A 12,965-nucleotide genomic window follows, 5' to 3' on the forward strand; every position below is an offset into this window, starting at 1 on the left:
GTGATTGCCCCATTAATGAATTATTCATGTCGGTTGTTTTCATTAAATTTTTTTATAAAAATTTAACCGAATTGGAGTGTTCATATGAAAAAAAGCCATTTAAAATCACCCGATTTATTGCCCATCCAGCAAAAGGATCGGAAAATCACCAATTTAGGCTACTCCTTTATGTGGGTGGGGATGGTCGTCGTTCTTGCCACCTTCGCCATTGGCGGAGCGGGGGTCATGACCCTATCGCTGCCTTGGGTTATCCTTGCAACAATTATCGGAAGCCTTGCCATTGGTTTCTTTATATCTTTGATCGCGGACATTGGGATTGAACATGGGTTATCATTTCCAGTCTATATGAGGGCGCCGTTCGGCACGATCGGCACGCATATTCCTTCGATTACCCGGGGTGTAACGGCGTCAATGTGGTTTGGGATTAACACCTATTTTGGGGCAACGGCAATGAACGGTATTTTAAATATTTTATTTGGCTTTGATAACTGGTTTATTTGCTTCCTAATTTTTGCGGTTGTTCAGTTGGTCAACACTGCATTGGGGATTAAATCGATTGAGAGATTTGCGGATTTGGCTGCTCCGATTATTCTTATAATCTCGCTCTGGATGTACGTGTCGTTATCAGACCAGGCTGCTGCAGCCGGAAGGGACGTTTGGAGCTGGGTGGAATCACCTGTTACTGGCGGTGCTGCATTTACAGCGTTTTTGGTCGTTATTTTTTCCAATATGGGCTTTTGGGCGACATTAAGTGCAGATATTCCAACGATATCTCGGTTTATTAAGGCACCTGCCAACGAAAAGAACTGGTTTAAGCGGAATAAAGGCTCGTTGATTGGTAACCTTGTGGCGATGCCATTAACACAGACTTTTATGATTATTATTGGTGCAGTTTCATATATTGCGGTACTAAATTATGATCCCGTGGTGGCTCTTCAGAAGGCTGCCGGCGGCTTCATTCTTGCCATTTTACTATTAATGATTGTGTTGGCTCAATGGTCAACCAATACAGCAGCCAATGTTGTTCCTGCTGCGACCATTTTTTCAAACGTAGGCGGTCCTAAGTTTCCATTTTGGGCCGGTGTCATTACAGCTGGCATCGTCGGAACGGTCGTTCAGCCGTGGGAGCTGTTTGGTGTTATTATCCCGATTCTTTTATTTGTAGGGGGAATCCTTTCGGCCATCGTTGGTATTTTATTTGCCGATTACTATCTGATTCGAAAAAGAAGGGTCAATGTTCCTGAACTATATGAAGATCATGGGCAATTTAAATACCTTGGAGGAGTAAACGCTGCCGGATTTATTGCTTGGATTATCGGGGCAGCAGCTTCTTATTTTGTTCCGGAATATGGCTTTCTCGTCGGCTTTCTTGTAGGTGCAGCAGTTTATTATGTTCTGGCTAAATATTGGTGGTTTAAACTATTCCGTCAAGCCGAAATTGAAGAGCCGAGTGATGAAAAATATTTGGGAATTTCAGTAGGACGTGACTGGGTTATTGAAGAGGAACGAATCTATGAACCGGTTGCTGAAGAAGTTCCGGAAAATCTCGATTTATATTAGAGGAGGGTGGGACATGTCTGAGCATCAACAATTTCTTACGGAAAGGGACAAAATAGACTTTTTCATCCAAAAGGGATATCGAATACATTCTGTAAATGAGCATTTGGATGGGGCTACTGTTGAATTTGTACATCCAAACGGAAACGTTACCGAAGCTTTGTTGATTAGCAATGCAAATGCGCGAAAATATTTTTCGAGCCTTTTAATCAAACAGAACTCAATGGGCAAATAATGGTTTCGGAAAAGGATTGACTTCTAGCCAATCCTTTTCCGAAATTCAGCTGACATTTTTAGGGGAGAACTGCGGGATGAAAGAACAATTCCAGCTTAAAGTGTTAGATATTTTAGCAAGAAAGCACTTTGACAATACACGTGTCATTGCCGGACAGGAGGGGCTGACCCGGTTTGTCAAATGGGTGCATGTAGTCGAAGTGACCAGTATTCGGAATCTCTTAAAAGGTCAAGAACTAATTTTATCAACGGGTGTTGCATGGAAGGAACAGCCCAGTCTGTTTATCTCCATGGTGAAAGAGTTTATTGAAAACCAGGCGGCAGGATTGTGTATCGAAATGGGTACTTATATTTCGGAAATTCCCGATGAAGTCATTGCACTTGCCAATCAACACCAATTCCCGATAATTATTTTTCAAGAGGAGGTCCCTTTTGTTGAAATCACCCAGGACATTCATTCTGTGATTATCAGCCAGCAGTACCAAAAAATTTCTGATTTAGAAAATTATTCGCAAAGACTAAATAAACGGCTTCTAACCATCGAAACATATGAGGACATTTTGCAATTTATTTTTTCAGCATTGGATGTTCAAATTATTTTTCGCTTAAAAAATCAAGAATATGAATTTGTTCCGAATATCTCCTCTGCAGAACAAGCCAATATTCTCGAGCAGTTGCTGAGTACAAATGAACAAGGATGCGACCGCATCGCTTCTGTACCTGTATTCTTATTCGGGCAAGAATACGCGGAATTAGCGATCTATTCTGCAGATATCCCAATCAGCGAATACGATTTATTGATACTGGACCGAACCGCGACAGCTTTAGCCCAGCATTTATTAAGGGATTTATATGTGGAGGAAAAGAAGAGGGCAGAAGAATTCGAATGGCTGCACGGCTGGCTTGAAGGTGAGCATTCACTCGAAGATATTCAGGAATACCTCGTTGAAAATGGGTTGACTGTAAAAACAAATGAAGCGGTAGTGGTCATTTCGAAGCTTTTCCCGGTAAAAGAAAAATCTAGTCATGACGTAACCTATCTAAAGCTATTATTTCGCTCGGTTTTTGAACAAAACGGCTTTACTGTTTTTATCGTTGAAAAAAGAAATGAGCTTATCTTTATTCTTATTAATAACCGTGCCAAGAAGAATTTGAAGGATCGGGTTAAAAATTCGATTGACTCTATCCGAAATTCTGAATTTTTCCGTATACAAACATCAGCGCGGTTTACTGCCGCTGCTGGAAAGTTTTCGAATTCATTATGCGAGGTACATAAAAGCTATCAAACAGCCAAGGAAACACTGCGAATTCAAAAAAATATGTCACAGCAGCAAATCTATCATTTTTATGAAGATTTGCATTTATACAGACTAATTTCGCAGCTGAGCAAGCAGACGGATTTACAGGAATTGGCCTCGGAGTATCTTGAGCCAGTTATTCAATACGATCAAAAATATAATGCGAAGCTGTTGGAAACCTTGAAGGCTTATTTAGAATGTAACGGTTCGAAACAGGAAACCGCCAATAAGCTTTATATTGTCAGGCAGACCCTTTATCACCGTCTGCAAAAGTTGGAAAACCTTCTTGGTGAGGATTTTATGGAGCGTGAGAAGAGGGTAGCAATTGAATTTATGCTGCTCGTTCATGATTATCTAGCGGCATCACAGCCGAATAAAATGAATCAGGTACGCTAGAAATAACATGCTCCGAGTCTTTATAGACCTTTAAAGATGTCACACTGTCGATGAATTGCTCTTTGTCGTTTTACGAATTGTCTAATGAATGCTTTTTAAGGATAAGAGATAATAGTTTATAAGCTATATATAAAAGAAGGAGGATAAAGGATGAGCGTGACAAAAAATGATACTGCGGTTTTAAAGAATTTTATTAATGGGGAATGGGTGATTTCGGCAAGCGGACAGACGCTGGATGTACCGAATCCTGCCACAAATGAACTTTTAATCAAGGTGCCTGTTTCATCCAAGGCAGATGTTAATCTGGCAGTGGCTGCCGCGAAGGAAGCGTTTAGGACATGGAAGAATGTCCCGGTCCCGAAAAGAGCCCGTGTTTTCTATAAGTATCACCATCTATTAACAGAAAACCATGAAGAATTAGCCCGCTTAATTGTTCACGAAAATGGCAAGGCTTACAAGGAAGCTTATGGGGAGGTGCAGCGCGGAATTGAGTGTGTCGAGTTTGCATGCGGAGCACCGACATTAATGATGGGTGAGACGTTGTCTGGTATAGCTGAAGACATTGATTCGGAAATGTTCCGCTATCCGTTGGGTGTTGTCGGGGGAATTACGCCTTTTAACTTTCCAATGATGGTGCCGTTATGGATGTTTCCGCTCGCCATCGCCTGCGGTAATACCTTTGTGTTAAAGCCTTCTGAACGGACGCCAATTCTAGCAAATAGATTAGCAGAGTTGTTTGCGGAGGCGGGGGCACCGAAGGGTGTTTTGAATGTCGTGCATGGAGCGCATGATGTCGTAAACGGTTTGATTGAGCATAAGGACGTAGCCGCCATATCGTTTGTCGGTTCACAGCCGGTGGCAAAGTACGTTTATGAGCGGGCTGCTGGGGAAGGCAAACGGGTTCAAGCCTTATCCGGTGCGAAAAACCATCATATTGTCATGCCGGATGCGGATATAGAAAAAGCTGTTCAACATGTAATGAGTGCAACCTTTGGCAGCGCCGGACAGCGCTGTATGGCCTGCAGTGCAGTCGTTGTCGTGGGAGCTAACGAAGCGTTTGTCGCAGCATTAAAGAGGGAAGCTGACAAGTTAAATATCGGCAGCGGCATGGATGAGGAAGTGTTATTAACCCCGGTCATTCGCAAGGAACACCGTGATAAGGCCCTTGGCTATATTGAAAAAGGCATAGAAGAGGGAGCGGAGTTAATTAGGGATGGCCGAAAGGAAATGAGTGACCTTCCAAAGGGCAACTTCCTAGGCCCAACCATCTTTGACCATGTTACTCCAGAGATGACCATTGCGAAGGATGAAATTTTCGCACCAGTTTTGAGCTTGCTGCGTGCCCAGAATTTGGATGAAGGCTTGGATTTTATTCGCAGGTCACGTTATGGAAATGGAGCCACCATTTATACAAATAACGCTAAAGCGATCCGGAAGTTCCGCGAAGAGGCAGAGGCGGGAATGCTCGGAATCAATGTAGGGGTCCCAGCCACAATGGCCTTTTTCCCGTTTTCAGGCTGGAAGGATTCCTTCTATGGCGATCTTCACGTTAACGGCAAAGACGGACTCAATTTCTACACCCGGAAGAAAATGGTCACTTCACGATTTGACGCATAAGTATAAATAACTGTTAGAATTGGAGGGAAGTGTGATGGTTCAAACGGACCGTTCGCAGGAATCGTTGGTGAAGAATGATGATAAATATGTTTGGCATGCGATGCGTCCATACAGTCCGGATGCGACGATTGTAGTTGAGAAGGCGGAAGGTTCTTGGATTACAGATGTAGATGGGAAGCGTTATTTGGATGCGATGTCCGGCCTCTGGTGTGTAAATATTGGCTACGGACGAACGGAACTGGCTGATGCCGCTTATGAGCAATTAAAGGTAATGGCCTATTTTCCCCTTACACAAAGCCATGTTCCGGCAATAAAGCTGGCAGAGAAGTTAAACGAAATGCTTGGTGATGATTATGTAATATTCTTCTCAAACAGCGGTTCTGAAGCAAATGAAACTGCTTTTAAAATTGTGCGCCAATACCACCAGCAAAAGGGCGATCACAATCGCTATAAGATAGTCGCCAGGTACCGTGGTTACCATGGAAATTCCTTTGGGGCGCTCGCTGCCACGGGCCAGGCGCAAAGGAAATATAAGTATGAACCGCTTGCATCAGGCTTTATCCATGTATCTCCGCCAGATTCTTACCGCGATGATACGAATGTGTCCGATCCAATGAAATTATCCTCCGTTCAAGAGATTGATAAAACGATGACCTGGGAGTTAAGTGAAACGATTGCTGCGATGATCATGGAGCCAATCATTACGGGAGGCGGCATTCTTGTCCCGCCGGATGGATACATGAAAGCAGCCCAGGAGGTTTGCAAAAAACACGGGGCGCTGCTAATTGTGGATGAGGTCATTTGCGGATTTGGACGTACCGGCAAGCCGTTCGGTTTTATGAACTATGGGGTCAAACCTGACATAATAACGATGGCAAAAGGGATAACAAGTGCGTATCTGCCTCTATCAGCAACTGCTGTACGCAAGGATATATATGAAGCGTTTAAAGGAACCGAGGAATACGACTATTTCCGTCATGTCAACACATTTGGAGGAAATCCGGCAGCCTGCGCGTTAGCTTTGAAAAACCTCGAAATTATGGAAAAAGAAAAGCTTTTTGACAGGTCACGGGATTTAGGAGAACAAGTGTTAAATGATTTAAATGACCTGCTTAAAGACCACCCGTACGTCGGCAACGTCCGTGGTAAGGGCCTATTAATTGGTATCGAGTTAGTAAAGGATAAGGTCACAAAAGAGCCCCTAGACGTCGGCCTTGTTAACCAGGTAATCGCCGGCTGCAAGGAAAAAGGCATTATTATTGGTAAAAACGGGGCAACAGTAGCCGGATATAACAACGTTCTTACCCTTGCACCGCCATTAAGCATTGAACAAAAGGATTTGAACTTTTTAGTAAAAACGGTGGGAGAGGCACTTAATAAGATAAAATAGGTGAAAAAAGAGCACTCGTGAATGTTCACTAAGTGCTCTTTTTTATTGGGCTTGCTTTTCCTTCTCCAGTATTCCTTTTACAACATCCTCAATCGTCACATTCGCCAGAACTTTTTCCATGGCCAATTGCGCTGTGGAGAATAGGGGCCCGATTGTATCTTGAATATTTCTCCCGACCATGCAGGCCGGATTTGGTTCCTCATGGATACTAAACAACTCATTATCTGATACAACATTAACTGCCTTGTAAACATCCAATAATGTTATGTCCGATAGCCCCTTTGCCAATTCTGCGCCGGCGATACCGGGCCTGACGTGGACCAAACCGGCGTTCTTCAGCATCCCCATGATTTTTCGAATCACAACAGGATTTGTGTTAACGCTTCTAGCAATATATTCAGAAGTATTGACTTCATCTTTATTAACTTCCAACAAGGATAATATATGAATTCCTACAGAAAAACGACTACTGATGGACATACTCTTCGCCTTCCTTTTTCTTCATTCAAATCATCTGTCATTCAGTATAACACAATGTTAATGATTGCATTGGGTAACAATCTAGCGGACATTTAAAAAAATGACTCCTTTAAATGACAGGCAAGCTGAATTTTCAATCTGTTTTCCGGTTCCTCAAGAGAAACATTTAACAGATCCTCAATTTTTTTCAGCCGTTGATACAAAGTATTGATGTGAACATGAAGGAGCTCGGCCGTTTTCACCGCCGATTGATTCGTTTGAACATAAGTGATTAATGTTTTTTCCAATTCATTGTTTCTCAGTTTATTGGAATTTAGCGGCCCAAAGATTTCTTCTAAAAACCTTTCAATTTCCTCTTTGGATTGATTTAAAAAGAGGCGGTTAATGCCGATATCCGAAAATTCCATTAATCCAGAACGGTGCCTGGAGCTTAAATAGGCAATGGCTCTAGCTGCTTCATTATGGGTTTTATAGACAGATTCTACACCCTTATACACCCCGCCAACTCCTGCCCTTAGTGCCACACCTTCATTTTGTTCCCACTCTTTTAATATGTCTTTAATATTATTTAGGACTCTCGGAAAAGTATCATTATTTTTAAACGTTAGCAGAAGCATCACTTTGTTGCTATTTCCGAAAACGATCTTATCTATACCGGAGAGCTTGGATTTGATTCTGGAAACTAATCGGTGAATACTTGTTTGCAAAACATGATGGTCAATAAAATTGGTTAGTTCGATGATCGTTGTGCAAAGATAATTATTTAAATCAATACCAATATCAAGCCCTTGTTTATAGAGAAGACGCGGCGCCTCTTTTCTTAATAGATTTTGATAAAAATCACTTGTTTTTTTAAAGTAGAATTCTGTAAGGGATTGCCGCTTTGCCAATTCTAGTGCCAATACGGATCCGCCACGTTCTATAATCATGTGTTCGAGCTGAGTTATAGAGCGCTGGGCAGAAACAATTAGGCAGCCGGTACAGCTGCTGTCAGTAAAAATTGGATAGAAAAAGAAAGCTTTCTCATCATGGTCATAAAGATCCACATATATAGGATAGTTTTTTGCGCCGATAATCTGTGCTAATTCCTCCATACTGAAGGTTAAAATAGCTCTGCTGGGGAAATATTCGTTCTTTAATAGATCGACAAAAATTAAAGACATTCCCAGCATTCCGGTCAACTCTTTAACAATCACATCAATACCTTTGTTTTGGATGGATAACTGTGTCAGTGTGGCATGCACTTCATTCTGTTTAATGAGGACCTGATTTTTCCTGTTTATTTCCGTAAATAGGCGGGCATTCTCAATCGCAATGGCAATTTGAGCGGTCAGCCCATTTAATAGTTTAAGATCCCAGTCAGTAATTTCATGTTCGAGGTTAACCCGATGTATTCCTAAAACGCCAATAATTTCATTGTGAAAACGAACGGGAACTGATATGGTTGCGTTCACTTTCCCTCCGTGAAAAGCTTTTTTCAAGAGTTCATCATTTTCCTTGAAAGTCCCTTTCATAGCTTCATTTGCCTCGCGAAAAGAGTTATAGATGCGCGGTTTTCCATCTAAAAATGTTTTCCCTGTCACTGATTCTCCAACTCTATATTTTACTTGTTCAATTTCCTTTTTCCAGCCTCTATAAGCCCTGCATACCAGCCGGTCGATGACTGGATTATAAAGCCAGAAGGCCGCTGTGTCTCCGCCTGGGATGATGCTGGCTACATTATCAAGGATTTTTGTAAGAAGCACATCTAAGTTGAGGGAGGAGGTGATGTTTTGAACCCCTTCAATCAATTTTTCCATTTCTAAATTTTTCAATTTTAATGCGTACTGTGTATATATGGGGTATAAAAGATGATAAAAAATATCAATATTTTCTTTTTCTTTGCTGATATTTTCGTCGGAGGATAAAAGATATACCATGTAGCTCTGTGGGTAATCTAGCGTGATGATGGTTTGATGAACTAGTTTTAAAGGCGATAATTCCTGTACAGAGGGATCAATGTTTTCAATATCAGAACCATAGCTGTCGATCAGCTCCCATTTATGTTCCACGGGAGAATAAATCCAAATTTGATAGGAAGATATAGATAATTTTCTTTTAAGAAATGACCTTAAAAGAGAATGGTCAACCACTTTACAACACCTCAATGTAAAAAACTCTATTTAAATTACCCAAAATGTAAATGGACCTACATTGTGTCAATTCTACCAATTATATATACTTTAAGTAAATACTGAATATTCAGACATAAATCGACAATTTATGAAATCGCTTTCTTTAAGCGGTTATTTAAAAGGAGGTGGCGAATAAGATGAATTCCATCACATCGTATATGGCAGGCAACATTTTTAAAGTCCTAGTAAAAGAAGGGGATACAATTTCACCTGGTGAAGATGTTGTCATTTTGGAATCAATGAAAATGGAAATACCGATTACAGCAGAAGCGCAGGGGACAGTTATTGAAGTTCCGGTGAATGAAGGCGATTTTGTAAACGAAGGGGATGTCCTAATTAAGTTCGAATAGCACCATTCATACCTTACGCGAATATTTGCGCTTACTTGCCCGTCAAGCCCCACTTATTAAGGAGGTTTCATATGAAGAAATCTAGTAAACTATTTGGTGCCATATTTTTAGCAATTCTTCTCCTTGTCTCTGGCTGCTCACAAAAGAATTCAACGACAAAACAATCTTCAGGAACTACTTCGGATGGGGCAACAAAAGCCGAACCGAAAAAGGGTGGAAGCATTGTTGTCGCTTATGATTCCGATATAAGCAACTATGACCCGATTCTGGGCAATTCCGGTAATGACCATGCACTTCTATATCCTGTTTATGACACGCTGGTAAACTACAACGCAAATCTAGAGCCCAAACCAGGACTAGCGAAATCCTGGGACACACCGGACGATAAAACGATTGTACTTCACCTCCAAGAAAATGTCTTATTCCACGATGGCACCAAATTTAATGCGGAAGCAGTGAAGTTTAACATTGAACGGATTAATTCCAAGGATTCAAAGGTTTCCGATCTTTCCAATGTGGAATCGGTAGAGGCTGTAGATGATTATACGGTTAAATTACATCTTAAACAGCCAGATTCTTCTATCATTCTTGCCTTATCAGATCGTTCTGGGATGATGGTTTCACCTGCCGCCGTTCAAAAATTCGGTGCGGATTATTCCCAAAACCCAGTCGGTACTGGACCATATAAAATGGTCAAATGGGTCCGCAATGGGGAAATTCAATTTGAAGCAAATAAAGATTATTGGCAAAAAGGGCTTCCGTACTTGGATAAAATTACAGCCAAAATCATGCCAGATGAAAATACGCGTTTAAATGCTCTGAAATCAGGTCAGATTCAATTCTATTGGAATGTTTCGCCTGATAACAGCCAGGTATTAAAGAATGACAAGAATATCGTGTTAGATACGAAAATGAAGGTGGCTTTCTATAATATTTACCTCAATACGAAAATGGCTCCATTTGACAAGAAGGAAGTCAGACAAGCATTGGAATATGCCATCGATCGCGAATCATTGGTAAAAGCGTTAACATTCGGCGAGGGAGAGGCGGCCTATCAAACCTTTCCAAAAGACTATTGGGCAGCTTCTCCTGACGCAAAAATTGCATATGACCCGAAAAAAGCAAAGGAATTATTAAAACAAGCCGGTCTTGATAGCGTCACTTTTGATATGTTTGTACCTACCAACACCTTCTATACAAGGTTGGGTGAAGCGATAAAAGGTCAGGTAAAGGATGCAGGATTTAATATTAATATCCAGCCAATGGAATTAACAAAAGGAGTAGCGCTTTATTTTAACGAAAAGCAAATCGCTGCTAATCTAACTGCCTGGACCGGAAGACCAGACCCGCAGCAAACCGTCAATTTATTCCTAAGCCAAAAAGGTTTTTATAATGTCGGCGCTGAATCCTCACCGGAAAAGGAAGAATTAATATTGAAAGCTGCTTCCTCTTATGATCAAAAGGAACGGGCTAAATTATATGCGGAAATTAACAAGATTTCTATTTTAGATGAAGCTATGCAAGTTCCGATTTTGTTCCAGCCTTCAACAGCTGCTATGTCAACGAAAGTGAAAGGCTTTGAAGGAACATTACTTGGAAAACCGAAATTTTCAACCTTATGGTTAGATCAATAGAATTGGAGAGAGGGGAAGAGATCCATGTTTTTTAAGTTCTTACTGCGGCGTTTGATGTATGTAATCCCGATGCTAATTGTAACGACACTGATCGTCTTTTCCCTCATCTTGATCATTCCGGGAGATCCTGCTCTGGCACTTCTAGGAGACAATGCGACTGAAGAGAAATTGGCATTGTTAAGAAGTCAGCTCGGGCTGGATCAGCCCGTACTGATTCAGTATTGGAATTGGCTTACCAATGCGGTTCAAGGTGATTTGGGACGTTCTCTCTTTACTGGGGAAGTTGTGAGTGATGCAGTCTTTTCAAGACTTGGTATTACCTTCCAGCTTGTCGTCGCCTCCATCGTCTTTTCATTTATTTTTGGAATGATTTTCGCGATTGGGTCGGTTATTAAACCGAATAGCTGGATGGATTACATTTCAAGATTTATGGGAACTATCGGCACAGCCATCCCTAACTTTTGGCTGGCAATGCTCCTTATCGTTGTATTTAGTGTAAACCTTGGCTGGCTGCCGGCAACAGGATTTACAAGTATTTCTGATAATCTAGGCGGCTTTTTCCAGAGTATCATCCTTCCGTCTATCTGCTTAGGGGCTTTTGGGGCAGCCCAAATCACAAGACAATTACGATCGTCCCTTCTTGAAGTGCTGGAATCGGACTATATTCGTACAGCATATTCAAAGGGTTTATTGCTTTGGCCGGTTATTTGGAAGCATGCACTACGGAATTCCCTGCTCCCAGTTATCACAACAACAGGACTGTTGTTTGGGAACATGTTAGGTGCAACCGTCGTCATCGAAACGGTATTTGCCATCCCGGGAATGGGGCAGCTTGCTGTGAATTCTATTTTACAGAGGGACTTCCCGATGCTGCAGGGCGTTGTGTTAGTCATGGTTATCTTGGTATTGATTATCAATTTCGTGACCGATGTATTATATAGTGTTTTGGATCCAAGGATTGAATTTAAATAAGAAGGAGGCGGCTTGATGCAATTCCGTTTGATGTTTCAACGATTATTTCACGAAAAGCTGGCATTCGCAAGTTTGATTTTTTTGCTACTTTTAGTATTCCTATCAGTATTTGCATCTTGGATTGTTCCCTTTGATCCAAATAAGCAAGATTTGACCAAAGTCATGCTGCCACCTGACGGAACGTATTGGTTTGGAACGGATGAATTGGGCCGTGATGTGTTTTCACGTGTACTGATGGGAGCGCAGGCAGCGATTCAAGCTGGTGTAGTTGCGATTTTAATTCCTCTTTTTGTTGGAGTTCCGCTTGGCATTATCTCGGGATATTTAGGCGGAATTGTCGATGATATTTTCATGAGAATTGTCGATGCCATTTTATCGTTTCCCGCTATTCTTCTTGCCCTGGGGATTACCGGAGCATTAGGGGTTAGTTTATGGAATGCGATGATTGCGATCGGGATTATCTTTACGCCGCAATTTGCCCGCCTTGCAAGAGGGCAGACCCTTCAAGTCAGAAGGGAACCTTATGTGGAAGCGGCCAAAATATCAGGTGCAGGTCCTTTGTGGATTATGATGAAACATATCCTTCCCAATATATTATCTCCCATCATTGTTCAGGCGTCCTTTAGCTTCAGTCTTGCCATTTTAGTAGAGGCTTCCTTAAGCTTTCTCGGCATGGGGGCGCAGTCGCCTCAGGTCAGCTGGGGCGGAATGCTGCATCAAGCTTACAGCATGATATTTGTGAATCCATACATGATGCTTTTCCCGGGCCTAGCCATACTGATTTCTGTGTTGGCGGGTAACTTTTTTGGAGACGGATTACGAGTGGCTATTGATCCAAAAATGAAGAGAACTTAGGGGGTATT

At 41.7% G+C, this 12,965-nt stretch carries 11 protein-coding genes; 9 read left to right on the forward strand and 2 right to left on the reverse strand.

The window, feature by feature from the left end; all coding sequences use genetic code 11:
• Positions 1 to 84 precede the first annotated feature (84 nt).
• The 5 genes from ACNQGS_RS02500 to ACNQGS_RS02520 all read left to right on the forward strand — a co-directional run bounded on the left by ACNQGS_RS02500 (position 85) and on the right by ACNQGS_RS02520 (position 6,492).
• Entirely contained in the window at positions 85 to 1,560 is a 1,476-nt protein-coding gene (locus ACNQGS_RS02500) for an NCS1 family transporter (protein ID WP_491485978.1), read from the forward strand.
• A 13-nt stretch (positions 1,561 to 1,573) separates the two neighbouring features.
• Positions 1,574 to 1,792, forward strand: a complete 219-nt coding sequence (locus ACNQGS_RS02505; RefSeq protein WP_213139999.1) for a hypothetical protein — start codon at positions 1,574 to 1,576, stop codon at positions 1,790 to 1,792.
• A gap of 76 nt (positions 1,793 to 1,868) precedes the next feature.
• A complete protein-coding gene (locus ACNQGS_RS02510) occupies positions 1,869 to 3,485 on the forward strand; it encodes a PucR family transcriptional regulator (protein ID WP_491485979.1) in 1,617 nt (538 codons plus the stop codon).
• A 150-nt stretch (positions 3,486 to 3,635) separates the two neighbouring features.
• Positions 3,636 to 5,102 carry a CoA-acylating methylmalonate-semialdehyde dehydrogenase gene (locus tag ACNQGS_RS02515; RefSeq protein ID WP_491485980.1) on the forward strand — a complete coding sequence of 489 codons (1,467 nt, stop codon included), beginning with the start codon at positions 3,636 to 3,638 and terminating at the stop codon, positions 5,100 to 5,102.
• A 34-nt stretch (positions 5,103 to 5,136) separates the two neighbouring features.
• Entirely contained in the window at positions 5,137 to 6,492 is a 1,356-nt protein-coding gene (locus ACNQGS_RS02520) for an aspartate aminotransferase family protein (RefSeq protein WP_491485981.1), read from the forward strand.
• Between the two features lie 42 nt (positions 6,493 to 6,534).
• Here the strand turns inward: ACNQGS_RS02520 and ACNQGS_RS02525 are convergent, their stop codons facing one another.
• On the reverse strand, positions 6,535 to 6,972 hold the full coding sequence (locus ACNQGS_RS02525; RefSeq protein WP_491485982.1) for an Rrf2 family transcriptional regulator: 438 nt from the start codon (positions 6,970 to 6,972) through the stop codon (positions 6,535 to 6,537).
• A gap of 92 nt (positions 6,973 to 7,064) precedes the next feature.
• Complete coding sequence (locus ACNQGS_RS02530) at positions 7,065 to 9,023, reverse strand: helix-turn-helix domain-containing protein (RefSeq protein WP_491485983.1); 1,959 nt, start codon at positions 9,021 to 9,023, stop codon at positions 7,065 to 7,067.
• A 260-nt stretch (positions 9,024 to 9,283) separates the two neighbouring features.
• Between ACNQGS_RS02530 and ACNQGS_RS02535 the strand changes: the two genes are divergently transcribed.
• From ACNQGS_RS02535 to ACNQGS_RS02550, 4 genes are all read left to right on the forward strand, one after another.
• Positions 9,284 to 9,496, forward strand: coding sequence for an acetyl-CoA carboxylase biotin carboxyl carrier protein subunit (locus tag ACNQGS_RS02535; RefSeq protein ID WP_491485984.1), 213 nt, complete (start codon positions 9,284 to 9,286; stop codon positions 9,494 to 9,496).
• 71 nt (positions 9,497 to 9,567) lie between these two features.
• On the forward strand, positions 9,568 to 11,130 hold the full coding sequence (locus ACNQGS_RS02540; RefSeq protein WP_491485985.1) for an ABC transporter substrate-binding protein: 1,563 nt from the start codon (positions 9,568 to 9,570) through the stop codon (positions 11,128 to 11,130).
• A gap of 24 nt (positions 11,131 to 11,154) precedes the next feature.
• On the forward strand, positions 11,155 to 12,102 hold the full coding sequence (locus tag ACNQGS_RS02545) for an ABC transporter permease (RefSeq protein WP_491485986.1): 948 nt from the start codon (positions 11,155 to 11,157) through the stop codon (positions 12,100 to 12,102).
• Positions 12,103 to 12,117: 15 nt separating this feature from the next.
• Positions 12,118 to 12,957 carry an ABC transporter permease gene (locus tag ACNQGS_RS02550; RefSeq protein ID WP_491485987.1) on the forward strand — a complete coding sequence of 280 codons (840 nt, stop codon included), beginning with the start codon at positions 12,118 to 12,120 and terminating at the stop codon, positions 12,955 to 12,957.
• Positions 12,958 to 12,965: the final 8 nt, after the last annotated feature.

The sequence above is a fragment of the Neobacillus sp. PVCKKU3 genome (assembly GCF_058323225.1).